This window comes from uncultured Maricaulis sp. (assembly GCF_947259345.1).
GTDB lineage: Bacteria > Pseudomonadota > Alphaproteobacteria > Caulobacterales > Maricaulaceae > Maricaulis.
Genome location: NZ_CAMYLS010000010.1, coordinates 68,843 through 95,184 on the forward strand (window position 1 = coordinate 68,843; position 26,342 = coordinate 95,184).

Consider the following 26,342-nt stretch of genomic DNA (forward strand, 5'->3'; position numbering starts at 1 on the left):
ATGGAAATGGTAAGACATTGGTGAGGGGCGATGGATCACTCAAAATCTCCAGTTGACCTCGCATCCGCGCTGGACCCCAAGGTTTCTGGCAAGGCCGATGTTCAGGCCTTATCGACACTCGTGGCAAGGCAAGTTCTGAGGCTGATACCTCTCATCCGGCTCCAGTCCCTAGTGGACCTTCCCGGTTCAGAATTGATGGTCCTATCGTCCATTCGGGCGATGAATGCAGGATGGGCGGTATCGGTAGGGCTAACGTCCAATGGTGAGCGCGAAAACATACGACTTGCAGGGCTGGCGGCCCAGAAGATGGCCAATTTGGCCACTGACCCGCTTGGGCAAGCGGTTCAGAATGCCGCGGCGAGCGTAGCGTTTGCGGTTAGCCGCGAGGAAAGCAGCGACCAAGCGCGTCGTGAACTATTGGACTCTGTTCGTTCATCAAAGATCGCGATTGCCGAGTCAGACTTTGGCTCGCGAGCTGTTGAAGATTTTCGAATTCAGGAGCGGATTGACCTTCAAGCCTACGATGATGGCGTTGTTGGTATGGACTTTGTGCCCATGCCGCTTTGGCAGGCCACACCAGATTGGTTCGATGATTGCTGGTGGGCTCTGCGGGAGCACCTTTTGAGCCGAAAGCGCGAGCGTTGGGCCGTTTGGACTGATTGGTACGAGGCGAGGGTTCGCGGTGACCCAGTCAATATTGAAGCGGAAGTCGCGAGAGTATTATTTGTTCGGGAGGACGCTTGGCGGGCGGGGCCAAAGGTCGCCAATGCGCAAATCGCGTCAGTGGTGAATCAGATCCGCGGTCAACCTCAGACCTCGGAACCGTCGAAGGACGAGATTCTGAAATCGATAAGAAGGATAATAAATGAGGATGACGAAGAAGAGGGAGAAACGGCGAACGAGCAGGACGACCACGAATCCCACAACGATATCAGCCACGGCCTCGCGGAAGACGCGTCCAGTGCCGAACTCGCGAGCCGACCACCTGAATCCCCGAAGATTACCGACGAGGCGCGAGGCAATCGCGACGCCCCGACCACGGAAGACCGCCTCGGGCGGCGACCCTTTGCCCACAAGCTGGTCGATCTGGTCGAAGGTTTGAAGGCGGATACGGACGCTTTTGATTTCGCCATTCACATGCACGCGCCATGGGGCGTGGGAAAATCCTCTGTTATCGCGATGATGACAGAAATCCTGCAAGACGGCGATCGACAGAACGCCGAAAATTGGGCGGTGTTCACTTTCAATGCTTGGGAGCACGAACACCGCAAACTGCCATGGTGGCCCTTCTTGCGATTGTTGCGACAGGCTAGCATTGACGAGAAGAATCGCCGGGGCGCCTGGCATGAAGTCATTTGGACCCGGTTGTGGTGGTGGACGCGGCGTATCGGAGATGTCCTCGCCCCCATTCTGTTTGCTGTTGTCGCAGTTTCCCTACTTTGCTGGCTGTTGATCTCTCAAGGCCTGTTCGTCACGGACGCGGGTATCGATTGGCCAAAAATTGCCGGTTTGATCGCCGCTGGAACGACATTGTTCGTGACGTTCACCGCACTTGGTCGTCGTCTTTTATTCGGGGCAAAAGAGCAATCGGATTTCTATTTCAGCCTCAGTCGCAATCCTTGGAAACGGGTCCGCACACGGTTTCGTCACCTTGCCGGCGGCCTCGCCAGACCAGTATGCATCTTCATCGATGATCTGGACCGGTGCCAGGCCGAATACGTCGTTGACGTGCTGACCGGTATCCAGACCCACTTCAGGAAAGACAATGTTGTCTTCGTTGTCGCCGCGGATCGGAAATGGCTCCGAACAAGTTTCGAAACAGCCTTTTGCGATTTTGTTGGCAAGTCGGGACAGCAGGAAGACCGATTGGGTTACCTCTTTCTGGAAAAGGTGTTCCAGTTGTCGGTGCCTTTGCCACGCATTCCGTCCTACTATCGGGAAGCTTATATCCGCGAACTTTTGGGCGATGAAGACGCGGAGGAGCCCCCTGACGCGCTGAGCGATTCGAGGGGCTTCGATGAAGCGTTGAAGGTACGGCAGACGGAGGGGCGCGCGACCGCGACGCCCCCTGTTGAGACGGCATTGTCTGAAACTGACACGCAGGTACGGCCAACGGTACGAGAAGCCGCAAAAAAAACGGCGGATGCGCTGGAAAAGAGCGTTTCGCAGACAGAAACCCGCGCAGCCAAGCACAGGCTGCGTGATCTGATCGATTGTTTCCCGGCCAATCCGCGCGTCATCAAGCGCGTTATTAACGCCTATGGCGTGTACATGTTCGAAGCCTTCTTCGAGGATCTCAATGTGTCGGAAGAACGCCGCAACCTGATCGCGCGCTGGGCTATTCTCGAGCAATGCTATCCGGCCCTGATCGATATCCTTGTTGACCAACCTGACCTGGCCAATTGCTTCCATCCGGTAGACGCGGAACGGACGCCGGTTCCGGACGGGCCCGAGTTTCGGCAATTCTCGGATTTGAGCGCTGTTACGGCCTTGTTTGTCGCAGACGATGTCTTGCATCTGACGCCGGATGTCGTCCGTGAATTTACCGAAGGCCAGCGCGGCTAGGGCTAGCCCCTGTACCGCAACCGTTCCACAAGTCGCCCATGCCCCTCCATCGCCACCACATCCAGTCCACCGGCCCCGGTCTCTACGAAATCACCCACGTCGCCACAAACTTCGCACGCGAATATTCCGCATCCGACGGCCTCCTCACCGCCTTCGTTCGCCACACATCCTGCTCCCTTGTCATCCAGGAAAATGCCGATCCGGACGTGCATCGGGACTTGCAGGAATTCTTTCGGCGCCTGGTGCCGTCGGCCGATGATCCGTCCATGTCCTGGCTGGCCCACACGACGGAAGGGCCGGATGACATGCCGGCGCATATCAAGGCGGCGCTGACCCAGACCTCAATCGGGATACCGGTCGAGCAGGGCCGGCTATTGCTGGGGACGTGGCAGGGGCTCTATCTGTTCGAACACCGGGACCGTCCGCATCGGCGCGAAGTGGTGCTTCACTTTTCGGTGTAGTCGAAAACGTCAACCTTGAGCGGGTGCGTCTCCGGCGCGATCGGTCTTGTGGGCCGTGGACGGCCGTGCCGACCGCCGGATCTGGGTGCCCAGAAGGAGGCGCCGCATGGTTCGCTCGAGACCTTCCGGGCTCAGCGGCTTTTCGGTGTGGGCATCGAAGCCCAACATCGCATAGCGATTGACCTGGTCGGTCATGACATTCGCGGTGAGGGCAATGACCGGCGTTGGCAGCCGGTTCTCGGCACGTTCAAAGGCGCGCATCTCCCGGATGGCATCCTCGCCATTCATGACCGGCATCTGGATGTCCAGCAGGACGAGATCGAACTGGCCGTGCTGGAAGGCGGCGACTGCGGCAGCGCCATTCTCGACCATTTGCAACTCGACGCCGAGCTTGTCGAGATAGGCCTTCAGGACAAGGCGGTTGGTGAGATTGTCCTCGGCTGCGAGAATGCGCGCCGGGCGACCATCAAGCGTCAGTACGCCGCCCAACGTGATCAGATCCGGTGCGAGTTCGGCCGTTTCGGATTGTTCCACGGCGTCCAGGGGCAGCCGAACCGCAAAGCGTGTCCCCTTGCCGGGTTCACTGCGCACCGAGATCGAACCATTCATCTGTTCCGCCAGGCCCTTGCAGATCGCCAGGCCCAAGCCGGTCCCGCCAAAGCGCCGTGTCGTGGAGCTGTCGGCCTGAACAAATTTCTCGAAAATCGCTCCGCACTGCGCCTCGGTCATGCCGATCCCGGTATCGGTCACGACCAGCTCGATCTCCTGCCTGGTCTCGTCCCCGTCACTGCCTCCGTCCTCGACATCGTTCGTCGGACCGAGAGACAGGCTGACCTCGCCGCTCGCCGTGAACTTGATGGCATTGGCGACCAGGTTGTTGGCGATCTGGGACAGGCGAAGCGGGTCGCCGACGCGGTATTGGCCCGGCTTGTCATGGACATCGATAGTGAGGGTCAGCCCCTTCCTCGCCGCGGCGTCGGCATAGAGGGCAGAGACGCGATTGCCGATGATGGTGAGATCGAAGGGGGCCTGGTCGAGCTCGATCTGCCCGGCCTCGATCTTTGACAGGTCGAGAATATCATCCAGCAGATGCATCAGCGTATCGCCCGAGCGCACAATGATATCGAGCTTGGACTGGACATCATCGGCCAGCTTCTTGTCGGCGAGGACACGGGCCATGCCGAGAATACCATTCATCGGCGTTCGGATCTCGTGGCTCATATTGGCCAGGAAGTCCGACTTGGCGCGATTGGCCGCATTGGCGCGATCGCGGGCGCGCACGAGATCGGTGATGTCCGTGATCGAACCGGCCATGCGGGTGACCCGCCCGTCATTGCGGTGGGCCAGGCCGCGCGTACGGAACCAGCGATAATCGCCATCGGCACAGGCATAGCGAATTCGCAGGTCGTAATCCGTGCCGTGCTTGAGGTGGGACTGCAATGCGGCCATCGCCGCCTCGCGGTCGTCGGGGTGAATATCATCAGGATATTCCGCGGCAGCGATGTGTGTGGCTTCCGCTTCATAGCCGAGCAGGGCGCGCAAGCGCGGCGAATGGTAGATGATGCCCGTGGTCAGGTCCCAGTCCCAGAAGCCATCGGCCGAACCTCGCACGGCCAGGGCCATGCGTTCGCGATTGCGCTCGAGTTCATCGAAGGCGGCTTCGCGCTCCAGGGTCAACTCGCTCTGGCGGATGCGACCACTCAGGACGAGATGTGTGCCCATGCCGATGCCGATGGAGACCAGCACGCCGAGACACAGGATGATGATCGGGGTGGAGCTGAACTCCTCGGCGTAAAGCGGTGCAGCTGGCCGGATCTCCACCGTCCAGACCGAGCCCGGCAGTTCCACTGTCCGGGTGGTGTTCAGCTGTTCGCTGACCGGTATTCCAGCCTCGTGAATGACGTTTCCGGCCTCGGTCACGCGGATCGCAACATAATCGGCGTAATCCTCCGGGAGGCCACCGCTCACCATGCCCGCGACATCAAAGACACCGACGATCAAACCGTCGAAACGCTCATCGATGAAAAGCGGGAAATACCCCAGGAAACCGGTCCCGCCTTGCACGAAATGAATGGCGGCGCTGTTATTGGGCTGGCGGGTATTGACCGCGCGCATGACGGCGCGGGCGCGATATTCCTCGAACAATATGTCCAGTCCGACGACTGTTTCATTCCCGGCCAGGGGCTCTACCCATTCGAGCCGGAAATCCGGATTGGCCCATTGGACCGCGCGCAATTCGCGATTGTCCTCGACATAGGCGCGTGCATCAGCGCGCCACTCGCTTTGCTCGGCACCGCCCTGGCGGACCCAACGCCCCGCCATGCGATCAAGACCGTCGAGATTTATCTCGACGCGTTCTGTGAGATTGTATTGAAGATTGGTCGCGATCTCTTGCAGGTGAACCCGCACGGCGTAGTGCTCCTGCGACCGCATATGCAGGGCCAGAAAGGTGAAGATTACCAGACAGAACAGGGCCGCCAGAAGCGGCAGGAGCAAGCGGTAGCGCGGCATGAGGAACCTCGTCCGGTCGCATCACGCACCAGGCGTGGTTAATTCGCACTTTACGACACTGCGTGGCCTCAGTTGTCTTCTTGCCCGGTCAACAGCCGCTCATAACTGTCCACCAAGGCGAGATAGGGCGGCACCGGCGTGTTCTGGATGCCCGCGCCGGTATCGATCGCCATCTTGATTTCGAAATGGAGGTGGATGGTGGTCGCCGTGTCACCGAATTCATTCGAGACATAGCCGATCCGTTCACCGCGGCTGACCGTGTCGCCGGGCTCTACCTCCAGTGTGTCCTTGTCGAGATGGAGGTAGGTGTAGCGCACACCGTCATCGGTCATCAGTCGCACGGAATAGGTCCCGATCGAGGTGATCGTGCCATCGGCGACGGCGACAGCCCAGTGGACGTCATCCTGGCAGCTGGCCGGCCGGATATCCTGGCCCTGATGCCCGACACCGGCCGGGCACATGGGCGTGCCATAGCCGCGCGTCTCGCAGAAATTATCGCGCCACGCATAGTCATAATTGGCGGCATTGCACTGACCACCCGAAGGGCCGAGATAGCCGCCATACCCATAGACCTGGCTGTTGGCATAGGCTTGTCCGGCTTCCATCGGGAAGCGCATGTCGGGCGCGTAATTGATCTGGGTGGTTTGACCGGTCCCGGACTCCTCTACCAGGTCGCCGGGCGGCAACCAGGTGAAGATATCGCCGGCCTCGTCGACCGGGTCCGGATCGGGAAGAGGTTCCGGTTCAGGATCCGGTTCGGGCTCGGGCTCCGGGTCCGTTTCCTCGACCGGTGCGGGCGCCTCGTCGGCAATCGGCGCGTCGCCCGACGGCGACGGCGTGTCCTCTATCGGCCACCAGATCATGGCGGCGATACCGGCTGCGGCCACGGCGGCGGCGAGGGTCAGCTCGGCTTCGCGAGACATCACTGACCTCCTGACGCCGGATTGCCGGCGGCGATGATCAGCGAGTCCGCCAGACTGCGCACATAGGTGTCGTCCCGGCAGCGTGCATCGGTTTCCGGACGGTCACATTCCACACTGATGGAATACGCGGCCCCGTACCGGTTGAAGCTCAGCTCACGACCAAATTCCGTCGCGCTGATGCGATAGCCGTTGGCGTCGCCGGCATTGAGACGTCGCGTACTCAGCGGGTCGGGGGCGCGGGCATGGGCCAGGCGTGTTCCGAAGACCTCGATCAGAAGGCCCGGTGCGGTGATGGAGAGATTGTAGAAATGCTCGCGCGGGAAAAGCAGGACGCGGGCATTGCCGTCCAGACCCAGTGCCGCTGTGCCGGGGATGAGAACGGGCAGGCCCGTATTGGCCACCCCGGCCGCTTCCGGATTGGTCGGGCGGGCAAAGGGCAGGGCGGTCTGGGCGACGGCGGCGACCGTCGAGGTGCGCTGGAATTGCCGGGCCTGGAGCTGGACATCCTCGGCCGCCTGGCCCCAATCGATCGCCATGGCGACCGGAGCATCCGGCTGGGGAATTTGTTGTGGCTGCAAATTGGTCGTCAGCTGTTCGAGCCGGGCCGGATCGATCTGGGCCGGATCAATCTGCGTCGGAACGGGTTGGCGCGTCGGTGCGCCGGTCTGTTGTTGCGCCGGCGAGGCTGTGCTGACCAGCAGCATGGCGGCGAGCGGTGCGAGTAACCTTGATCTTTGCATAATCAGTCTCTCCCCAACCAAGAGTATAGCGCTTTTTCGCACGCCTCGCATGAACCTTCGATGAGAGTGTGACCGGTGCGGCGCGCCGCTGCGGCGCGCGGCGTTCACGCGCTGGCAAGGGAATCGGGCGAGACCAACATCCCTGTGAACCGTACATGCGGGCGACAGGCGTTGAATTTTGCCCCGCTTGCCCGTATGTGCACCGCAATATGTTGTTGTTGGAGGAGCGCGATGCGCCTCACCATGATGAAATGCAAACTGCACCGGGCCGTCGTGACCCAGGCCGACCTTCATTATGAAGGCTCGATCTCGATCGACCGCGACTATCTCGATGCGGCGGGCATCCTGCCCTATGAGCAGGTCGATGTGCTCAACATCAATAATGGCGAGCGTTTCACCACCTATGCCATCGAGGCCCCGCGCGGCAGCCGGACCTTCGGCATCAATGGCGCGGCCGCGCGCCTGGCCCAGGTCGGCGACCGCATCATCGTGGTTGCCTATGCCGGGATGGAGGCCGCCGAGGCCGAGCAGTATGACCCGGTTGTGGTCCTCCTGGACGAGCACAACAAGGTCATGGCCAAGCCCCAGGCGGCCTGATCAGCCTTTCGTTTACTGATTGATGCAGAAATCGGCACTGACCGTCGCGGTGAGCGTCAGCTGACCCGCCGCGACCGGCGTGGAGGCGCCGTCATCCATGCTCATCATGCGGGATTCATAAACGGGCTGCGGGCGGTAATTGCTCTCGCCCATATTGCGGATGCCGCAGAGTTCGAAGCCGGCCGCATCGGCGAAGAGTTCGGCCTTGGCCAGCAGTCCTGCGATGGCCTCGCGGCGTGCGGCATTCAGGGCGTCATCGGTGTCTTCAGCGCCGAAGGTGACACCATTGATATTGTTGGCGCCGGCCGACACCATGGCGTCGATGACCTGACCGACAAGGTCGGTGTCCCGCACCTTGGCGCTGACCTGGTTGCGGGCTTCATAACCGATAATGGTGCGCTCGATCTGGTTGGGCTCGCGGCGGTCGGAATAGACCGGCGAAACGGACAGCTGGGCGGTCTGCATGTCATCATTCTCGACGCCGGCGCGACGCAGGGCACCGAAAACCTCGCTCATGGCCTGGGCATTGGCGCGCACAGCGGCCTGGGCGGTCTCTGCGCGTGTCACGACACCGGACGAAACCGTCGCGAAATCAGGCGCCATCTGCACCGTGGCGCTTTCCGACAGGGACAGGGTGGGCTCGTTTTGCTGGGTCTGGGCGAAGGCCGGCAGGCACAGCGTGGCGGCCAGGGCGGTGGAGGTGATGAGTGTGCGGATCATGGTGTCGCTCTCCGTGACGGGTTGATTTGCGGCGACACTAACACCGATGTGGCTGAGCGCACGCTGAACGCGCGCGATTCATTTTCGCCATCATGATGTCAGACCTGTAACAATGCCTGCCAACCCGTCTTGGCGACAGCGCCAAGAGCCAGTAACCATGGGCCCACGCTTTAACAGCGGGCCTGTAGCTCAATTGGTTAGAGCCGGCGGCTCATAACCGCTTGGTTGGGGGTTCGAGTCCCTCCGGGCCCACCATTTTCTGATCTCACGGCAGCTCGCTGCGCTCACGCCTCCGATGGGGCGGCCTGACCGGCCGGCGCGCGGTCGCGCTTGGGAACCCTCTGGGTTCGACCCAAAGCGCACCCCGACCATGGGCGACCGTTTTCGCGCGGTGTGATTTCCGTCGTGGCGGATGGGTCGCTTCCACGCATTCACACTTCGTTTTCGACAGCTACCCGCAATGCTTGTCTTGAGAGGCGGATATGGGTAGCTGGAAACCGCTTGCTTGCGGCGTGACCCGGGACAGGTGCGCCGACTTCTCACACAGGGGACATCATGTACCGAAATATCCTTGCGCTTGGCGCGAGCGTGATTGCGCTTTCGTCAACCGGATCCGTCGCGTTTGCAGACGACGACGCTCGTATTGAAGCGCTTGAAGCGCGTATCGAGCAATTGGAAGAGACCAATCGCCGCCTGCTCGAATTCCTCGAGGCCCAGGGCGCGTTGGAAGCGACGGCGTCGCCGCACGCCGCACCGCACGCGACTCCGCACAGCGCGCCGCACACTGCGCCGCATCATGCCGGACCCGGCCATGCGCCGGAGCAGGTCGCCAATGCGGACCATCATGCCGCGCACCAGGACAGCTATCGCCAGAATTTCGTCGGCCTCAGTACGCAGTACAGCTTTGATGTCCTGGACCATGCCGAGGGCGTCAATCAGCGGCAGCTGATCCAGCTCCAGGCCATGCAGAACGGCCAGCTGGACAATCGCGTCACGCTGAGCGGTGGTGTGACGGTTCTGGCCAACTACCAGCGCTCGAATTCCGACACCAAGTTCGGCTGGCTGATGCGTCACCCGACCTCGGCCAACCAGATCGGTGAAGACGTCTCCGAAATGGTCGTTCATTCCGCTCAGCTGGCGGCCACGGCTCGCGTCTCGGACAATGTTACGGCCTATATGGAATTGCTCTACAATCCGGAGCAGAGCTTCGGTCAGGGCACCATCACCGACCTCAACCGCAATCAGGTCCAGGTCCGCAAGGCCTGGGTGATGTATGGCAATCTCGACACGTCGCCGATCTATGCCGCGCTCGGCAAGATGGATACGCCCTTCGGCCTCAATGACACGGTCAGCCCCTTCACCAATTCGACGACCTGGCACTCTTTCGCCGGTCTCGCCTATGGCGGCCTGGTTGGCTACTACAATGACGGGCTTCACATCCGCGCGATGGGCATCCAGGGCGGCGCCCAGTTCCGCGCGGCCAATTCACCGGTTCAGGGCACCAATGTCCCGTCGCGGGTGAATAATTTCGCCGTCGACGCCAATTACACGGCGCCGATCGGTGCAGATGGCTCGATCATGGTGGGTGCCAGCTACGAGCATGCCAGCCCGTACTGCCAGGCCTATCCCGTTTTCCACTTCAACCCGTGTGCCGACAATAACCCGGCCTATGCGGTTTATAGCCGTGTGACGATGGGGGCCTTCGAATTCCTTGGTGAATTCCAGGAAACCACTGATATCTGGCCGGGATCGGCGGTTCCGGATCCGACCAATCCGCTCAGCGTTTTCGAAGCACGCGAGACCTCCTCCTGGGCTTTGGGCGGCCGCTACTCCATGGACATCGGTGCAGAAAGCCCGCTCGACGTCTCGCTCGAGTTCAGCCGCTTCCGCGCGGGTGATGACGGCGCACCCTGGGAGCGCCAGGACCAGTATGTCGCTGGCCTGTCCTACTTCCTCGCACCGGGTGTGAACATGTTCGGCGAGTACATCCACACCGATGGCTGGGTCCCGCTCAACTTCCTCAGCGGCGGCAATTTCCCGGACGGTTCGACCTGGTCCGAGCGGGATGCCACGACGGATATCCTGACCTTTGGTGTCCAGGCCACTTTCTAGGAAATCAAGACCGGAAATGGCGAGTGAGCGCCGTCCCGCTTTGGGGCGGCGCATCTCGATCCTCACCTGAAAAGCGCGTCACAATCAAAGGTAAGATATCTTCCAGAGCACACGGATTTGTTAACCCTGGCAGGCTATATTCCGACCCGATTGAGGAGGGATCGCGCGATATGCTGTGGAAACAGATCGACCGTTGGACGGGTGCTGATCCGCTCGTCGATTTCGATTATGCCATCAAAGCGCGTATCGCCGTCGCCTATTCAGCGATCTTTACCTTGATGGGCCTGGTCAATGCCGGCGTGCTCGCATTTGTTCTCGATGGCCGCCCGGGCATGGCGGAACTCGGTCTGGCGTCAGCCATGCTTGCCGGGATTGTGGGCGTCACGGGTCTGAAGCTCCGCCGACCGGACGCCACGATCGCGATCATGATCCTGCTCGCCTCGATCGTCCTGTTCGCTGCGGCCTGGGCCAATCGCGGCTCCTTCCCGCCTGCCACACTTTACCTGCCCGGTATTGTCCTCGGGGCCTATATCGCCTGGGGGGCACGGGCAGCCCTGTTCGCGGTCATACCGCTTGCCGCCTATTTCGGCCTGATCATGAGCAACGCACATGTAACAGAGGGCGGGCGCCTCGGCTTCAATCCGTCCGAATTGCTCGACATGCTGGTTGCTGCCGGCGCCCTGTCCTGCGTCTGGATTGTCCTGTTCGGGTCCAGCTTCCGGTCGGCGACGACGGATGCACAGCGCGCCTTGGCCTCGGCCAACCAACAGCTGGAAACGGCCCTGATCGCGGCCCAGCAGGCCAATCGCGCAAAGTCGGATTTCATTGCCAATATGAGCCATGAGGTCCGAACCCCGCTCAATGGCGTTCTGGGCATGACGAATGTATTGCAGGCCGATCCCAGTCTCACAGATGATCACCGACGCAGCCTCGAGCTGATCGATGACAGCGGCAAGGCGCTGCTTGAATTGCTGAATGACATTCTCGATTTGTCCAAGATCGAAGCCGACGCGCTCGAACTCGAGAATCGTGAGTTCGATCTGGCGGAACTGATCCGCAACATGACCGATCACTGGCGACCGCAGGCCGAGAGCAAAGGCGTGGTGCTGACAGTACAAAACCAGCTTGGTGTCCCGTGCTTTGTGAAAGGGGACCCGGTCCGGCTGCGGCAGGTCGTCAATAACCTGCTCAGTAATGCCGTAAAGTTCACGCATTCTGGCCGGATCAGCGTCTCGCTGGCGACGGTCGGCGAGGTGCGCGATGGCAAGACGCGGGTCCGCCTGTCGGTTCGCGATACCGGCATCGGAATTCCCGGAAACAAGCAGGACAAGATTTTCGACCCCTTCAATCAGGTCGATGCGTCGGTAACGCGCCGCTATGGCGGTACCGGGCTGGGCCTTGCCATCTGCCGCCGCCTGGTGACAAAGATGGGCGGCAAGATCACGCTCTCCAGCAAAATGGGGCGCGGCTCCACCTTTGCCGTGGACGTGCCGCTGGAGCGCCTCACCGCATCCGAACCGGAAACCGCCAAACCTGATCCGGCCTCCACCAAACCCGTCGAGGCTGCGGGCCGTGTGCTGGTTGTGGATGACGTCATGACGAACCAGCTCGTGCTCAAGGCCATGGTTCAGCAGGTGGTGAAAGCCGACGAGCTGGTTGTGGACTGCGCCGCGAGTGGTCGCGAAGCGGTCAACAAGGCGACCTCGCTTGCCTATGACGTAGTATTGATGGACATCCAGATGCCCGAAATGGACGGGGTGAGCGCGATGCAATGCATTCGCGAAACCCGCAAGTCCGCCGATGCCCGCATCATTGCGGTCACCGCGCTGGCATCGGATGATCACCGCCGCGAATTCCTCGCCGCCGGATTTACCGACTATCTGCCCAAACCGGTCCAGATCGCCGAATTGCGCCGCGTGCTGGAAAGCGCGCTGGTGACCGATCGCCGCGATGAAGCACCGACCGGTGACGAAAGCCGAATGTCGAACGGCTGACGGTCAGATTTCCGCGACGATCAATTGCGGTCCGCCCTCGGCGAGAGCGTGTTTCAACGCATTATCGAATTCGCCGGCAGTCCGCGCGCGTTGGCCGGGAACGCCGAACCCTTCCGCCAGCTTGACCCAGTCCATCTTGGGATTGTCCAACGACAGCATCTGCTGGGCGGCCGGGCCGGGATTGCCAGCGCCGACCCGCGCCAGTTCGACATTCAGGACCAGGTAGGAGTGATTGGCGAAGACGACATTGATGACATTCTGCTTCTCGCGGGCCTGGGTCCACAGGGCCTGCAGCGTATAGGCCGCCGCCCCGTCACCGCACAGGGCGAAGACCTGCCTGTCCGGGCAGGCGAGGGCCGCGCCCACAGCCTGCGGCATGCCCGAGCCGATCGCCCCTCCGGTCAGGCATAGCCAGTCGTGGCGTGGGCCATGAGTGATCCAGGGAAAGACGCCCATGCCGGATGTCGTCGCATCATCGCAAATGACGGAATCCTCCGGCATGTGGCGCAGGAGGGAAATGCCGACATAGCCGGGGTTGAGGGCTTCATCGGGGAAGAGTTTGGGCGCTTGCGACAATTCCGGCAGATCGAGCTTGGTCCCTGCGACGTCCAGCTCGTCAGCCAGCGCTTCGAGCGCGCCGATCACGTCATCGGCCGGGCCGGCGAGGTGCTCGGTGCGGGTTCCCGGCGGGGTCAATTCACTCGGCTGGCCTGGATAGGCAAAGAAGGCGACCGGTGGTTTCGAACCCGCAATCACGATCAGGTCGGCGCCGCCGAGTTCCTCGAGCGCCTGTTCGCCGAAATAGCCGAGCCGCTTGGGTGAGACCCGGCCATGACCGCGCGCAATGCGCGGCACGAAGGTGTCCATGAACAGCGCCGCACCTGTCGCTTCGGCGATCCGGCCCGCCGCTGCAAGACCATCTTCTCGGCAGGCGTCATTGCCCAGGAAAAGAACCGGGTTTTCCGCGGCCTTGAGGGCCGCGGCGACGGCATCGATCGTGGCGTCGGGAACCGGATTGGGTCCGGGCATGGCGACGCGGTCAATCACCGCCGGTTCAGCATCGGACCAGGCGCAGTCGGCGGGCAGGGTGAGCGTGGCGACGCCGCGTTCCGGCCCGTAAGACTGGCGCACCGCCTCGACCGCCATGGTCGACACTTCGGACGGATCGCTGACCCGTCCGACCCAGCGCGACATCGGGCGGCAGACGCCGTCCGCATCAGAGGTCAGCGGCGCATCGAACTTCAGGTGATCGCGGGCATGGTCGCCGACGATATTGACCACCGGCGCATAGGCGCGCCGGGCATTGTGCAGATTGGCGAGGCCATTGGCGGCGCCTGGCCCCAGATGGAGCAGGGTGCAGGCCGGCTTGTCGGCCATGCGGGCATAACCGTCGGCGGCGCCGGTGGCGACGCCTTCAAAGAGGCAGAGAACGGACTGCATCCCGGTCGTCCGGTCGAGGGCTGCGACCATGTGCATCTCGGAGGTGCCGGGATTGGTGAAACAGACCTCGACCCCCTGATTGATGAGCGTGCGGACCAGGCTTTCAGCTGCGAACATGGATCGACCCCGTGATGATTGGTTTCTTCTTGGTGATATTTCTAGCGCGGCAGACGGACAAAGTCCGGTGTCAGGTCTGACAGGCGGGACGCGCCAACCAGTGCCATGTCGCGTTCCAGCGCCGTCAGCAGGATATCCAGGGCCCGCGCGACCCCGGCTTCACCGGCAGCACCCAGTCCGAACAGATAGGGTCGCCCGACCGCCACCGCATTGGCGCCGAGCGCCAGCGCCTTGATGATGTCGGTGCCGCGCCGGATGCCGCCATCGAGAATGATCTCGGCCTGACCGCGCACGGCGGCGACAATATCGGGCAGGGTGTCGATTGTGGCCGGAGCCGTGTCCAGCTGTCGCCCGCCATGATTGGAAATCCACACCGCATCGGCGCCGGCATCAAGGCAACGCCGCGCATCATCGGGCCGGGCAATGCCCTTGATCGCGAAGGGGCCACCCCAGGCCTCCTTGATCCACTTGGCATCCTCCCAGGTCACCGTGCGGTCGAACTGCGAATTGAGGAATTCAATGATGCCCATTCCGCCTGTGTCCATGTCCGCCCAATTGGCAGCAAGGATTTCCGGCGTGGTCGCCATGTCCCAGAGATAGCCCGGCCGGGCGAGGACCTGGCTGACCGTCCTGGCATTGATCTTCGGCGGGATGGTGAAGGCGTTGAGATGGTCCCGCTCACGATTGCCGGCCACCGGCACATCGACTGTCAGGATGAGGCCGGTAAAGCCGGCTGCCTGGGCGCGCTCGAGCGCTTTCTCGACAATGGCGCGGTCCTTCCAGACATAGACCTGGAACCATTTGGGTCCGTCAGTGTGGGTCGCGATGTCCTCGATCGTGGTCGAGGCGAGGGTGGACAGGCAGTAGATCAGACCGGCCTTGCGCGCGGCCCGGGCGACCGCGGCTTCACCGGCGCGCGGATTGAACAGACGCTGGGCGGCCGTCGGCGTAACGATTATCGGCGCCTTGCTCGGCGCGCCCATGATGGTCGTCTCCAACTCGATCTTCGAAATATCGACGAGGGATTTGAAATTCAGCTCGTAATCGCCATAGCGATTGTCATTGCGGGCGAGCGTGATCTCGTCGTCGGACCCGCCATCGATATAGTCAAACACCATGCGCGGCAGGCGTTTGCGGGCCAGGGCCCGCAAAGCCTCGATATTGTGGACCTGGTCAATCGCTGTCATGGGCGCGAGCGTTGTCCGCTTCCCGACACAGCGTCAAGTCTCGACCGGGCCTTCGATGGCCGGCTTGGGGCGAATGCCAAAGAAGAGGGCATAGAGCACTGGTACGGCGATCATCGTGAGCACAGTGGCGAAGGTCAGCCCGCCAATGATCGTAACCGCCATGCCCTGGAAGAAGGCATCGGCGAGCAGCGGCGTCATGCCGAGGATCGTCGTCGCTGCCGCCAGCAGGACCGGCCGCAGGCGGCTGATCGAGCCATCGCGCACGGCCTCGGCCTGATCGGCGCCGCCGCGAATGCGCATGTCGATCTCGTCGACCAGCACGATCGCATTCTTGATCAGCATGCCGGACAGGGAGAGCAGGCCGAGCAGGGCGGTGAAGGAGAAGGCGACATTGGTCGCCAGCAAACCGATCACCACACCATTCACCGACATCGGCACCACGGCCCAGATGATCAGCGGTTGCCGCACCTTCGCAAACAGCAGGAAGGAAATGGTCAGCATGGCGATGAAGGTCAGCGGCAATTGCCCGCCCAGCGAGGCATTGGCCTCGGCCGAGGCTTCATACTCGCCGCCCCATTCCATCGAATAGCCCGGCGGCAGGTCGATGGCCTCGATGATCGGTGCGAAACGGGCAAAGCCCTCGGACGCGGTCTCCCAGGGGTGCGGATTGGCGCGCACGGCGATGGTGCGCGTGCGGTCCCGGCGCTGGATAAGAACATCCTCGAATTCCAGGGCGAAGGATGAGACGACCTGGTTGATCGGGACATAGGCCGCTTGTTGCGGGCTCCAGACCAAGCGGTCGTCGAGATAGTCCGGATCGGATCGCTCCGCCTCCGGCGCCCGGGCCAGGATCGGGATCAGGGTTTCGCCTTCGCGATAGACGCCGACCTGGCTGCCTACCGTGGCGAAACGCAGCGCGTTGGCGATATTTTCCCGCGTGACTCCGATCGTCTGGGCGCGCTCCTCAATGATGAGCGGGCGCAGGACCGGCGTCCGGTTGCGCCAGTCGGTGCGGATATCGATGACATCGCCATCCCGGCTCAGGACGGTTATCGCTTCCTCTGCGAGGGCGCGCAGGACATCGGCATCCGGGCCGGAGAAGCGCGCCTCCAGCTTGGCGCCGGAAGGGGGTCCGAAGATGATCCGGTCAGCGCGAATGTCGACATCCGGCAGGGTCTCGCGGACATGGGCGAGAATGCGGTCGGCCAATGCCGGGATGGCGTCGATTTCGCGTGTGCGCACGATGACCTGGCCATAGGCGGCATTGGGCTGTTCGGCCGAATAAGTGAGCATGAAGCGCGTCGCACCGGCGCCGACAAATGTGTCGATCACCTCGGTTTCAGGTTGCGCCGCAATGAAGCGGCCAATCTCGCGCATCGTCTCATCCGTGGTCAGGATGTCGGTGCCCTCGGGCAGTTCCACATTGACGTAGAACATTGGCGTATTGGTCGCCGGAAAGAAGGAGTTTCGCACCGAGCCGAAGCCGACATAACAGACCAGCGTCACCGCAATCAGCCCGGCCAGCACCGTCCAGCGGCGCGACAGGGCGAGGGTCAGCAGGCCGCGATAGCCATTGAACAGACGCCCGGAATAGAGACTGTCGAAATCCAGATCCGCCTTGCCGGCCGCCTGCGCTGCCGCGCGCTGGGCGGCGAAAAGGTGATAACCGATCATCGGCACGACGGTGACGGCAATGACCCAGCTCAAGAGCAGTGAGATCGCAATCACCGCAAAGAGCGAGAACAGGAATTCACCGGTCGCATCCGGCGACAGGCCGATCCCGGCGAAGGCGAGAATGCCGATCACCGTGGCGCCCAGAAGCGGCCATTGGGTGGAGGCGACGGCCTCTTCGGCGGCCTGCATGCGCGGACGGCCGCGCATCACGCCGGTCAGCATGCCTTCGGTGACGACGATGGCATTATCGACCAGCATGCCCATGGCGATGATCAGCGCGCCCAGCGAGATGCGTTCCATCTCCAGTGCGAAGATATCCATGAAGAAGATGGTCCCGGACACGGTCAGGAAGAGGACGGCGCCCACGGTCAATCCGGCCCGCCACCCCATGAAGAGGCACAACACCCCGATCACGATGGCGATCGACAGGGCGAGGCTGAGCAGGAAATTATTGATCGCCTCATCGACGACCAGGTGCTGCTGGTAGATCGGGTGCAGCTCGACACCCAGTGGCAGGCTGGACTCCAATTCCGCCAGGCGGGCTTCCACCGCATGGCCGACATCCACGATATTGGCAGTCGGCAGTCCGGCCACGCCGATCGTGAAGGCGCGGGCATTATTGTGGTAGATGAATTGGGAGGGACGCTCGACCGGCTGGCGGCGCACCTCGGCAATATCGGACAGGCGGATGGCCTGGTCACTGCCGCGCGGCGTGATCAGCAGGTTGGAGATGGCATCAATCCCACCCAGCGTCTGGGGAATTTCGACCCGCACGAGGCGGTCATCCATCGGCGCTGAACCGGCGCTCACGACCGCATTCTCGCGCTCGAGGTCCTCCAGCAAAGCCGAATAGGACAGACCCAGGCGCGCCAGGTTTTCCTGCGGAATTTCGATATAGATGCGCTCGTCCGGCTCGCCGTCCACCGCAACCTTGGCGACGTCCTCGACGGTCAGGAGCTCGCGCCGCAGGGTGCGGGCAATGTCGCGGATGCGGGCATCGGAATAGCCCTCGGCGGTGACGGCGTAGAAGATGCCGTAAGTGTCACCGAAATCATCATAGACGACCGGCGCGCCAGCCCCGGGCGGCAGCGAGGCGACGGTATCGCGGACCCTGGCCCGCAGCCGCGTCCACACCGCTGGCATGTCGTCGCTGTCGATCGTGTCGTCCACCGTGACATGGATTTCCGACAGGCCGGGCGCTGACTCGGAGCGGATCTCGTCGACCTCGCCCATTTGCTGGATGGCGATTTCGAGGGTCTCGGTGACTTCCTGTTCCACCTCTTCCGCGGTCGCCCCGGGATAGGGCGTGAAGATGATGGCTTCCTTGATCGTGAAAGCCGGATCTTCCAGCCGGCCGACATTGAGAAAGCCGCTCAGCCCGCCAAGCAGGCAGAAGAGGATGACCATCCAGGTGAGGACGGGCTTCTCGATCGAGAGGCGCGCAAGGGCGCTGGACGGGCTCGAGGAATTGCTCATTGCGGCGTGCCGAAGCGGGCGGTGTCGGACAGCGGGCGGACTGCCATCCCGTCATGCAGCGCGGAGATGCCGGCGGTGACGATACGATCACCGGCACGAAGACCATCGGTGACAATAACGGTCTCGCCTTCGAAACCGCCGGTCGTGATGGATTGGGGAGATACCGTTCCGGCGGTCTCGTCGAAGACCCAGACCCGTTGGGACCCGTCCGGCGCGGCACTGACCGCGGCGAGCGGAATCCGCATGCCGGTCAGGGCGCTGGCGTCATTGGCGAATTGCGCAAAGACGGTCGCCGTCATGCCCGGCAGGATATTGGCGGGGATATTGTCGGGCAGGGCAGCAATGGCGCGATAGGTGCGTGAGGCGGCATCCGGCTCGGAGACCAGTTCACGCGGCACCAGCGAGAAGGTCTGGCCGGGCAGGAAGGAGAAAGCCGCTTCCAGCGAGACCAGGTCATCCGCGTCAAACGTCGCGACCATGCCTTCGGAGATCGGGATGGAGACGCGCAGCTCCGACACGTCCATGAGGCGCACCACCGGCTGGCCGGGCGAGACGATGGTGAAATTGTCCACCAAACGTCGGCTGACCAGGGCGTCAAAGGGGGCGGTGAGGGTGGCATAGCCCAGATTGCGGCGGGCGGTCTGCAGGGCCACCTCGCGCAGATCATAATTGGTCTGGGCGCTGTCGAGGGCCGCCTGCGAGGCGATGCCGCGTTCGTGCAGCGTGCGCTGGCGTTCCAGCTCGCTATTGGCCTGCTGCAGTTGGACTCGCGCTTCACGGGCGGCACGTTCGAAGTCTTCCGCGTCGAGCGCGGCGACCAGCGTGCCCTGTTCGATCAACACGCCTTCATTGAGCGGAAGCTCGGCCAGCTGCCCGCTGACCTGGAAGGCCATGTCGACACTCAGCCGGGCCTCGACCCGGCCGACGAATTCATGCCGTGTCTCGCCATTTTCCGCCGTGACCTCAGCGAGTTGGACAAGGCGTGGCTGGGCCGGTGGCGTGGGGGTGTCGTCCGCGCAGGATGCGAGGATGAGGGCTGCGGTCAGGGCCGGGAGCCAGGAAAGACGGGTCATGCGTAAAGCTCGCGGGCCATGCTCAACAGGCGATCGCGGATCGGCTGGAACTGGTGATCGGGAATATGGTTGAAGTCCAGCAGGACGGAGAGTTTCAGCCCGTCCATGGCCAGCATCAGGATATGCGCGGCGACCGGGTCGGGTGTCTCTTCGGCCAGGCGCTGGAATGTGGTCGAAAGGATTTCCCGCGCCGGGTCGAGCAGTTCGGGATGTTCGGCGGAGGCGGCCAGCAACGCGGTCGACAATCCGTTCTGGCTTTCCGAACGATCAAACATGCTGGCAAAGACCTCCACCAAAGGCGGCTTGCCGGCGTCGCGGGCCCGGGTCTCGGCACGGGCGATCTCGTCGCCGATCTCGCTCATCATCCGTTCGACCATCCCGGTCAGCAGGGCGATCTTGTTGGGGAAATGATACAGGACCCCGCCCTTGGAGACGCTCGCCTCCGCAGCGACCGCATCGATCGTCAGGCGGCGCGATCCGTCACGGGCGACCACGGTTTCGGCGGCGTCGAGGATGGTGTCGCGAGTTGAGGGCTTGTTGGGCGGCATCGGGAAATCCAGATTATTGTGCGCTGCACATAAACCGTCCAGACGGTACAGTCAATACCGTCCAGACGGTATAGTTTCGGTCGCTTGTCCAGACTCGCAGCTTGGCCTGACGGGCGCGCTGGCACCGAGGCCAACATTAAAATTCTCCGTTTTGCGACCGGGGGTTGCGGTTTTCAAATGATGCCCGCCCTGACTAGTGGAGGGGCGGCGGCGGCTCTTCTAGAGACCGGGGCAGGCACCGGGCGGGTGCCATCCGATCGGAGAGCTTCATGACCTTGTTCCTGCGTACCCTGGCCGTCACGGGCCTGTTGTCCCTGATCGTGATGCCGGCACCGGCCGAAGCTTACGGACGCGATGGTCACCGCATCGTCTGCGATCTTGCCTATCGCTACCTCTCTGACGAGACCCGCACCGAAATTGACCGTCTGGTCGCGCTGGATCAGCAATTCGAGAATTTCCGCGATGTCTGCTCCTGGGCAGACGAGGTCCGGCGCACGAGCCACCGCCACACTGCGCCCTGGCACTATATCAATCAGGACCGAGAGGACCCGCAGGTCGATGCCGAGGATTGCGCCGAGGATGGTTGCATCACCTCCGCCATTGATCTGCATGCCGGCATTTTTGCCGATCGCTCCCGCTCGGACGCGGATCGGCTGGAAGCCCTGAAATTCCTCGCTCACTGGATGGGCGATATCCACCAGCCCCTTCACGTCTCCATCGAAGGTGATCTCGGGGGCAATACGATTGATGTGCTCTGGCGCGGCGAGCGTCACACCAATCTCCACCGTGTCTGGGACAGCGAAATCCTGCTCGACTACATGGCTGAGACCTGGCCCTATCTGGATGAAGCAGACCGTTGGGCGCAGCTGGTCGAAGCGCTGGCCGCGGACATCCCGCTCAATGGCGTCGATGTCTACACGCCCCTGGCACCCATCGAGTGGGCCCAGGAGAGCCATGACATCGTCCGCTCGCGCGGCTTTGCCTATTACTGGGCCAATGCTGAAGCGCCGATCGAGCCGGGCGACGCCTATTATGAGCGTAATCTGCCGGTCTCGCTGCAGCGCCTGAAACAAGGTGGCGTGCGCCTTGCCGGCCTCCTCAACCAGCTGGTCGAGGAGCGCCAGATGACGGGCCGATCGGCGCCGTCTGCGACGTCCGGGGCGCTGAACTGAGCCTTGCCTCCATGTGCCATTCGCGACACGTCGCGTCTGATTGACCTTTGGCGTTGCGGTTGTGCTTGTCCGCTCTGTTAGCGTTTGGTTAATATCCGCGCCGGGCGTCGTGTGTGTTGGGGGTGGGTGTGATCGAAGGCGTGGACAATACTGTGCTCTACGGCGTGGCCGGGGCCGGGCTGTTTGTCCTGATCCTCGCGATCAGCGCCATCTCCATGCATCTCAATCGACAGCGGGCCGTGTCCGATGAGCGTCAGGTCTACAAGCTGCGGCGCAAGCGGGCAGCGCGCTATGAGGACGCCAAAAAGGATTACGAGAAATACCGCAAGAAGATCGAGAGCGGGAATACGGTCCTGATCGATCTCATCCATGACCTCGGCGATGATTTCGTTGGCCGCGACAGCGCCCAGCAGCAGATCGCCTTTGACGAGGCCTTCGAAGCCGTGGCCTCGATCCGCCAGGCCAATCCGCGGGCGAAGATCGTGGTCGTGCTGCACACGCTTGGCGGTTATGCCCGACCGGCCCACATGATTGCGCTGGCGATCAAGCAGCATCTGTCCAAGGGCAAGGGGCATTACAATCCCAAGCGCGACCCGCGTGTGGTCGCCTATGTGCCCTATGTCGCCATGTCCGGCGGCACGATGATCGCCCTGTCAGCCGACAAGATCGTCATGGACCCGACCGCCTCTCTGGGACCGATCGACACGATTTATGGCGGCTTTCCCACTGAAGCCTACAAGGAACTCTTGGCCCAGAAAGGGCCGCTGGCGACCCAGGACGTGCTGGTCATGCTGGCCCATGAAGCGGAAAAATATGATCGCTATGCCGGCCAGGTGGCCCGCGACATTGTCAATGATGTGCACAAGGCCGAGGGCAAGCCCGAGCACCACATCGCCGATACGCTCTCCGCCGGCACCCTGTCCCACAGTCAGGCGATCACGCCCAAGGATGCGAAGGAATTGGGGATGAATGTCTCGACCAAGATCCCGGAATTGATCTACGGCCTGGTCGATGCCCGCATCCGCATGATCCACACGCGGCTCGAATTCGAGGCGCGGCGCATGGAGGGTGAGGACGCGCCAGGCGAGGGCAAGGGTGATGAGGCCGAGCAGGCGATCGAGCGGGCCATTCGTCAGTCGCTGCGTGGCAATGTGCGCCTTTGACCGGTCGGCGCTGCCAAGCCCTCTTGAACCGACCCGGCCGCGCACCGATCTTCCCGGCGATCAGCAAGGGATGATGTCATGACCAGCAAGGCCGAGCTCTATGAAGATGTGCGCAAGCAGATCGCCGCGGTGATCGCCGGCGAGACCAGTCGTACCGCCCGTTTCGCGACGGCCAGCTGTCTGCTGCGCGAGATGTTCGGTGAGCGCTTCTTCTGGACCGGCTTTTACGAGGTCGATCCGGCCAAACCGCAAGAGCTCGTGGTCGGCCCCTATCAGGGCACGATGGGCTGTCTGCGCATTCCCTTCGGCAAGGGTGTCTGCGGCGCCGCCGCCGCGACCGGCGAGACGCAGCTGGTCGCCGACGTCCACGCCTTCCCGGGCCATATCGCCTGCGACAGCCGCTCCAATTCGGAGATTGTCGTGCCGGTGCGCGATGCTGACGGTAAGCTGGTCGCCGTACTGGATATCGACTCCACCGAGTTCGGCGCCTTCGACACGGATGACCAGGCCGGTCTGGAAGCGATCTGTGGCGAGTTGCTGACGATCGCCTGATCGACGCAGCGGGACCAAGGGGATGGCGGCATGAGCGCGTATTCGGTCGATCTGGATGGCCGCGAGATCGAGTTCACGCTCAAGCGCTCCAGACGCCGGACCATTGGTTTCACCATCTCGCGTGATGGGCTGGCCGTGGCCGCTCCGATGCGGGCGTCAGACCGCGAAATCCGGCGCGCCCTGGTCACCAAGTCCGGCTGGATCCTGTCCAAGCTCGATGCCTGGGCCGCCCGCCCGGCGGCGCCGGACCTGGTCCTGGAGAGCGGGGCCAGCCTGCCCTGGCTCGGTGGCGAATTGACCCTCGATCTGCGCGGCGAGGGCGTGCGCACCACGGTGCGGCGCGAGGGGGACCTTCTTATTCTCAAACACGACCCTGATCTCGCTGGCGAGCTGCGCACCCGCACCCTGACCAAGGCCCTGCAACGCTTTTACAAGCGTGAGGGTGAGGTGTTGATGGCGCCGAAGGTCGAGGCCTATGCCAGCCAGCTCGGCCGACCGGTTCGCAAGGTCATTGTGCGTGACCAGAAACGGCGCTGGGGCTCGTGTGCCTCGGACGCGACCATCCGCCTCAACTGGCGCCTGATGGGCTTTCCCGAAGAGCTGGTCGACTATGTCTGCGCCCACGAGGCCGCCCATCTGGTCGAGCCCAATCACTCGCCTGCCTATTGGCGTGTGGTGGAGAGCCTGATGCCGGACTGGAAACCCCGCCGCCAGCGCATGCGTGACGAGGCCGATCGCTGGGTGGTGTTCTAGGGACCTATTCCCTGTCCTTCAGCTTGCGATCGAAATAATCGACCACCATCGTCCACAAATGCACCGAGCGGTCCTCGCCGCGCACGCCGTGGCGCTGGCCGGGATAGGTCATCATTTCGAAATCGGCGCGTTGCTGCTGGAGTTCCGAGTACAGCCGTACTGAATTGGCGAAAATGACATTGTCGTCGGCCATGCCGTGGATCAGGAGGAGGGGGGTCTCGTAATTGTCCAGATGGGCAAAGACGGAGGCGGCTTCATAGCCTTCGAAATTCGCGTCCGGATGATCCATGTAGCGCTCGGTATAGGCGGTGTCATAGAGCGTCCAGTCGGTGACCGGTGCGCCGGCGACCCCGGCGGCATAGGCACCCGGTGCCTGCAGCGTGGTCATCAGCGTCATGTAGCCGCCATAGGACCAGCCCCAGATCCCGACCCGCTCGCTATCGACGAAATCCAGGCTCTTGAGATAGTCCAGCCCGACCAGCTGGTCCTCGACCTCGACCGAGCCCATGCGGCGCTGGAGATGGGCCTCGAACTGACGTCCGCGATTCCAGGAGCCGCGATTATCGAGGGTGAAATAGACATAGCCGCGCTGGGCAAACATCTGCGCGCGCAGGGATTGCCAGCCGCGATGGACCTGCTGGCTGTGCGGTCCGCCATAAAGATACTGAATGGCCGGATATTGCCGGTCCGGGTCGAAATCGGCGGGCAGGAAGAGCTCGTAATGCAGTTCTGTGCCGTCAGCGGCGGTCAGCGTGCCGTATTGCGGGGTGATGTGGTCGTCCAGATAGGGGAAATAGGGATGTCCCTCCACGAGGGCGTTTTCCTCGATCCAGCGAATGCGGCTGCCATCAACGCTGTAGAGCGCGGTCTGGCGCGGCGTCTCCGGGTCGGAATATGTGCCGATAAAACTCGTCGCATCGCGCCCGAAAGTCGCTGACCAGCGACCCTGGCCGGATGTGATCCGCGTCGGGGCGGCCGAGCCGTCCAGCGGCACGGAATAGACATGGCGCTCCAGCGGGGTCTCGATCCAGCCGGTGAAATAGACCAGGCCGGCCTCGCGATCGATGGCGTCGACATGGTCGACCACCCATTCGCCGGACGTGACCTGCGTGATCAGGCTGCCATCGCTGGCACGGTGCTGGATATGGCGGAAACCGCCGGGCGTGTCCTCGCTGGTCCACAACACGCTGCCATCGGCGAGGGCGCGGAAATCATTGGTCAGATTGATCCAGACATCCGTGCTCTCCACCAGCCAGGGCGAGGCTTCGCCGCTGGCCGGATCGGCGGCCAGGATGGTCAGCTCATTCTGCATCCGGTTGAGCACCTGGATATAGGCGGTGGCGCTGTCGGAGGCCCAATTGACCCGGGCCAGATAGATGTCGTCCGTCTCCGCCAGCTCGACCTGGCGACGCGTGCCGGTGGCGCGTTCGGCGATGAAGAGCTCGACCGTCGCATTGTCTGTGCCGGCGCGCGGATAGCGTTGATCGACCACCTGGGCCGAGCCGTCGGCGGCGATTTCCATGCGCTGGATATTGTCGACCGGGCTTTCATCGACGCGGGCGAGGGCAATAAACTGCTCGTCCGGTGACCACCAATAGCCGGTGCGGCGACCGAGTTCCTCCTGGGCGACAAATTCGGCCATGCCGAAGGAGACCAGATCGCCGCCTTGTGTGGTGATCGCGGTCTCTTCGCCCGTTTCCAGATCGATGACGTAGAGATTCTGCTCGCGGATGAAGGACACGAAATTGCCGCGCGGGGAGATGCGGGCATCGGTCTCGTATTCCGGCGTTTCCATCAGGCGGCGGGCTTCGCCGGTCTCGACATCAACATGGAAAACGTCACCATCCAGCGGCACCAGGATGGCGTCGCCCTGGCTGTCCCAGTCATAGCGCACGATCCCGGTTGCGGAGATGCGGGCGCGTTCGCGCAACTGGCGTTCCGCTTCGGTCAGCTCGCGTTCGTCCGGGGCCAGGACCTGGCTGTCGACCAGTCGGTAGGGCTCGCCGCCATCAATATCCATCGCCCACAGATCGAGCACGCTGGCATCGTCTTCCTTGGCCCTCAGGAAAGTCACGCGGGATCCGTCCGGAGAGAAGGTCAGCGAGCGTGGCGTGGCGCCGGACAGGGACGGGCTGGCATAGAGACGCTCGATCGTGAGGGCGGGCTCGGTCGTTTCGGTCGCTTCGACCGGGGCTTCGCTGGCGGGCTGGCAGGCGGCGAGGGCGGTAGCGGCAGCCAGAAAGCTGACAAGGCGAACAGACATGAAAACTCCCCGGATGGTGTGGGTGTCTTTCTAAAAGGGGCGGCTTTGGCTGGCCAGACCTGAGTCAGCAACCGCCCCGCCCGGATTGAAAGGCGCGTGAGCGCCAGATCGGAAAACCCCAAATACGGGCAGGGCGGCGAGCTGACATGGCTTCACCTCATATCTGTTGACGGGAAGGGTGACGCGCCCATTCGCGCCATGACGATTTCGCCTGGCGGTGTGGGCCGTAGAGGGGTGCGAGGTGCCTTGCCGGTGCCTTGCTATGGAATTTGTGTAGGTGGCGCCGGGGGCACCTCGCACA

19 protein-coding genes and 1 tRNA gene are annotated in these 26,342 nt (G+C 62.7%); 10 read left to right on the forward strand and 10 right to left on the reverse strand.

All coding sequences use genetic code 11. The annotated features are described in order from the left end of the window. The first annotated feature begins 30 nt into the window (after positions 1-30). Both Q0X62_RS06085 and Q0X62_RS06090 read left to right on the forward strand, forming a co-directional pair. The gene (locus Q0X62_RS06085; protein WP_297732750.1) at positions 31-2,565 is read left to right on the forward strand and encodes a P-loop NTPase fold protein; all 2,535 of its coding nucleotides are present in this window, start codon (positions 31-33) and stop codon (positions 2,563-2,565) included. 38 nt (positions 2,566-2,603) lie between these two features. Beyond that, positions 2,604-3,026, forward strand: coding sequence for a secondary thiamine-phosphate synthase enzyme YjbQ (locus tag Q0X62_RS06090; protein WP_297732752.1), 423 nt, complete (start codon positions 2,604-2,606; stop codon positions 3,024-3,026). A 9-nt stretch (positions 3,027-3,035) separates the two neighbouring features. On the opposite strand, the gene Q0X62_RS06095 is transcribed toward Q0X62_RS06090, so the two are convergent. From Q0X62_RS06095 to Q0X62_RS06105, 3 genes are all read right to left on the reverse strand, one after another. Beyond that, positions 3,036-5,537 carry an ATP-binding protein gene (locus tag Q0X62_RS06095; protein ID WP_297732754.1) on the reverse strand — a complete coding sequence of 834 codons (2,502 nt, stop codon included), beginning with the start codon at positions 5,535-5,537 and terminating at the stop codon, positions 3,036-3,038. A 68-nt stretch (positions 5,538-5,605) separates the two neighbouring features. Further along, positions 5,606-6,460 (reverse strand): M23 family metallopeptidase, encoded by an 855-nt coding sequence (locus tag Q0X62_RS06100; RefSeq protein WP_297732756.1) that lies wholly within the window; start codon positions 6,458-6,460, stop codon positions 5,606-5,608. Continuing rightward, a complete protein-coding gene (locus tag Q0X62_RS06105; RefSeq protein ID WP_297732758.1) occupies positions 6,460-7,200 on the reverse strand; it encodes a hypothetical protein in 741 nt (246 codons plus the stop codon). Before Q0X62_RS06105 ends, Q0X62_RS06100 begins: the two co-directional genes overlap by 1 nt. Before the next feature lie 231 nt (positions 7,201-7,431). Here Q0X62_RS06105 and panD point away from each other — a divergent pair, with 231 nt between their 5' ends. Beyond that, positions 7,432-7,797, forward strand: a complete 366-nt coding sequence (gene panD / locus Q0X62_RS06110) for an aspartate 1-decarboxylase (protein WP_297732760.1) — start codon at positions 7,432-7,434, stop codon at positions 7,795-7,797. Between the two features lie 12 nt (positions 7,798-7,809). Here panD and Q0X62_RS06115 read toward each other — a convergent pair whose 3' ends face one another. Then, positions 7,810-8,517, reverse strand: coding sequence for an SIMPL domain-containing protein (locus Q0X62_RS06115; RefSeq protein ID WP_297732762.1), 708 nt, complete (start codon positions 8,515-8,517; stop codon positions 7,810-7,812). Between the two features lie 178 nt (positions 8,518-8,695). On the opposite strand from Q0X62_RS06115, the gene Q0X62_RS06120 reads away from it, so the two are divergent. The 3 genes from Q0X62_RS06120 to Q0X62_RS06130 all read left to right on the forward strand — a co-directional run bounded on the left by Q0X62_RS06120 (position 8,696) and on the right by Q0X62_RS06130 (position 12,623). Then, positions 8,696-8,772, forward strand: a tRNA-Ile gene (locus Q0X62_RS06120). Positions 8,773-9,072: 300 nt separating this feature from the next. After that, the gene (locus tag Q0X62_RS06125) at positions 9,073-10,629 is read left to right on the forward strand and encodes a porin (protein ID WP_297732763.1); all 1,557 of its coding nucleotides are present in this window, start codon (positions 9,073-9,075) and stop codon (positions 10,627-10,629) included. Between the two features lie 170 nt (positions 10,630-10,799). Next, positions 10,800-12,623: an ATP-binding protein gene (locus tag Q0X62_RS06130; protein ID WP_297732765.1), complete on the forward strand. Its 1,824-nt coding sequence runs from the start codon at positions 10,800-10,802 to the stop codon at positions 12,621-12,623. 3 nt (positions 12,624-12,626) lie between these two features. Here the strand turns inward: Q0X62_RS06130 and Q0X62_RS06135 are convergent, their stop codons facing one another. Genes Q0X62_RS06135 through Q0X62_RS06155 form a run of 5 tightly spaced genes read right to left on the reverse strand, consistent with a single transcriptional unit; the run spans position 12,627 to position 20,138 of the window. Next, positions 12,627-14,180 carry an acetolactate synthase large subunit gene (locus Q0X62_RS06135; protein WP_297732767.1) on the reverse strand — a complete coding sequence of 518 codons (1,554 nt, stop codon included), beginning with the start codon at positions 14,178-14,180 and terminating at the stop codon, positions 12,627-12,629. 41 nt (positions 14,181-14,221) lie between these two features. After that, positions 14,222-15,367, reverse strand: a complete 1,146-nt coding sequence (locus tag Q0X62_RS06140; RefSeq protein ID WP_297732769.1) for an alpha-hydroxy acid oxidase — start codon at positions 15,365-15,367, stop codon at positions 14,222-14,224. A gap of 33 nt (positions 15,368-15,400) precedes the next feature. After that, the gene (locus Q0X62_RS06145) at positions 15,401-18,517 is read right to left on the reverse strand and encodes an efflux RND transporter permease subunit (protein WP_297732770.1); all 3,117 of its coding nucleotides are present in this window, start codon (positions 18,515-18,517) and stop codon (positions 15,401-15,403) included. Further along, on the reverse strand, positions 18,514-19,590 hold the full coding sequence (locus Q0X62_RS06150) for an efflux RND transporter periplasmic adaptor subunit (protein ID WP_297732772.1): 1,077 nt from the start codon (positions 19,588-19,590) through the stop codon (positions 18,514-18,516). Before Q0X62_RS06150 ends, Q0X62_RS06145 begins: the two co-directional genes overlap by 4 nt. Then, positions 19,587-20,138: a TetR/AcrR family transcriptional regulator gene (locus tag Q0X62_RS06155; protein WP_297732774.1), complete on the reverse strand. Its 552-nt coding sequence runs from the start codon at positions 20,136-20,138 to the stop codon at positions 19,587-19,589. The genes Q0X62_RS06150 and Q0X62_RS06155 overlap by 4 nt, the downstream gene beginning before the upstream one ends. 269 nt (positions 20,139-20,407) lie before the next feature. Between Q0X62_RS06155 and Q0X62_RS06160 the strand changes: the two genes are divergently transcribed. The 4 genes from Q0X62_RS06160 to Q0X62_RS06175 all read left to right on the forward strand — a co-directional run bounded on the left by Q0X62_RS06160 (position 20,408) and on the right by Q0X62_RS06175 (position 23,778). Then, positions 20,408-21,310 carry a S1/P1 nuclease gene (locus tag Q0X62_RS06160; protein ID WP_297732776.1) on the forward strand — a complete coding sequence of 301 codons (903 nt, stop codon included), beginning with the start codon at positions 20,408-20,410 and terminating at the stop codon, positions 21,308-21,310. Positions 21,311-21,438: 128 nt separating this feature from the next. Continuing rightward, entirely contained in the window at positions 21,439-22,473 is a 1,035-nt protein-coding gene (locus Q0X62_RS06165; RefSeq protein WP_297732777.1) for a hypothetical protein, read from the forward strand. A gap of 78 nt (positions 22,474-22,551) precedes the next feature. Next, complete coding sequence (locus tag Q0X62_RS06170) at positions 22,552-23,025, forward strand: GAF domain-containing protein (RefSeq protein WP_297732780.1); 474 nt, start codon at positions 22,552-22,554, stop codon at positions 23,023-23,025. A gap of 30 nt (positions 23,026-23,055) precedes the next feature. Beyond that, positions 23,056-23,778, forward strand: coding sequence for a SprT family zinc-dependent metalloprotease (locus Q0X62_RS06175; protein ID WP_297732781.1), 723 nt, complete (start codon positions 23,056-23,058; stop codon positions 23,776-23,778). A 4-nt stretch (positions 23,779-23,782) separates the two neighbouring features. Here Q0X62_RS06175 and Q0X62_RS06180 read toward each other — a convergent pair whose 3' ends face one another. After that, positions 23,783-26,041, reverse strand: coding sequence for a DPP IV N-terminal domain-containing protein (locus Q0X62_RS06180; RefSeq protein ID WP_297732783.1), 2,259 nt, complete (start codon positions 26,039-26,041; stop codon positions 23,783-23,785). Between the last annotated feature and the right edge of the window lie 301 nt (positions 26,042-26,342).

Excerpts from the sequence above, each read along its gene's own strand:
- Q0X62_RS06085 (WP_297732750.1), top strand. The coding sequence starts at position 31 with ATGGATCACTCAAAATCTCCAGTTGACCTCGCATCCGCGCTGGACCCC.
- Q0X62_RS06090 (WP_297732752.1), top strand. The coding sequence starts at position 2,604 with ATGCCCCTCCATCGCCACCACATCCAGTCCACCGGCCCCGGTCTCTAC.
- Q0X62_RS06095 (WP_297732754.1), bottom strand. The coding sequence starts at position 5,537 with ATGCCGCGCTACCGCTTGCTCCTGCCGCTTCTGGCGGCCCTGTTCTGT.
- Q0X62_RS06100 (WP_297732756.1), bottom strand. The coding sequence starts at position 6,460 with ATGTCTCGCGAAGCCGAGCTGACCCTCGCCGCCGCCGTGGCCGCAGCC.
- Q0X62_RS06105 (WP_297732758.1), bottom strand. The coding sequence starts at position 7,200 with ATGCAAAGATCAAGGTTACTCGCACCGCTCGCCGCCATGCTGCTGGTC.
- panD (WP_297732760.1), top strand. The coding sequence starts at position 7,432 with ATGCGCCTCACCATGATGAAATGCAAACTGCACCGGGCCGTCGTGACC.
- Q0X62_RS06115 (WP_297732762.1), bottom strand. The coding sequence starts at position 8,517 with ATGATCCGCACACTCATCACCTCCACCGCCCTGGCCGCCACGCTGTGC.
- Q0X62_RS06125 (WP_297732763.1), top strand. The coding sequence starts at position 9,073 with ATGTACCGAAATATCCTTGCGCTTGGCGCGAGCGTGATTGCGCTTTCG.
- Q0X62_RS06130 (WP_297732765.1), top strand. The coding sequence starts at position 10,800 with ATGCTGTGGAAACAGATCGACCGTTGGACGGGTGCTGATCCGCTCGTC.
- Q0X62_RS06135 (WP_297732767.1), bottom strand. The coding sequence starts at position 14,180 with ATGTTCGCAGCTGAAAGCCTGGTCCGCACGCTCATCAATCAGGGGGTC.
- Q0X62_RS06140 (WP_297732769.1), bottom strand. The coding sequence starts at position 15,367 with ATGACAGCGATTGACCAGGTCCACAATATCGAGGCTTTGCGGGCCCTG.
- Q0X62_RS06145 (WP_297732770.1), bottom strand. The coding sequence starts at position 18,517 with ATGAGCAATTCCTCGAGCCCGTCCAGCGCCCTTGCGCGCCTCTCGATC.
- Q0X62_RS06150 (WP_297732772.1), bottom strand. The coding sequence starts at position 19,590 with ATGACCCGTCTTTCCTGGCTCCCGGCCCTGACCGCAGCCCTCATCCTC.
- Q0X62_RS06155 (WP_297732774.1), bottom strand. The coding sequence starts at position 20,138 with ATGCCGCCCAACAAGCCCTCAACTCGCGACACCATCCTCGACGCCGCC.
- Q0X62_RS06160 (WP_297732776.1), top strand. The coding sequence starts at position 20,408 with ATGACCTTGTTCCTGCGTACCCTGGCCGTCACGGGCCTGTTGTCCCTG.
- Q0X62_RS06170 (WP_297732780.1), top strand. The coding sequence starts at position 22,552 with ATGACCAGCAAGGCCGAGCTCTATGAAGATGTGCGCAAGCAGATCGCC.
- Q0X62_RS06175 (WP_297732781.1), top strand. The coding sequence starts at position 23,056 with ATGAGCGCGTATTCGGTCGATCTGGATGGCCGCGAGATCGAGTTCACG.
- Q0X62_RS06180 (WP_297732783.1), bottom strand. The coding sequence starts at position 26,041 with ATGTCTGTTCGCCTTGTCAGCTTTCTGGCTGCCGCTACCGCCCTCGCC.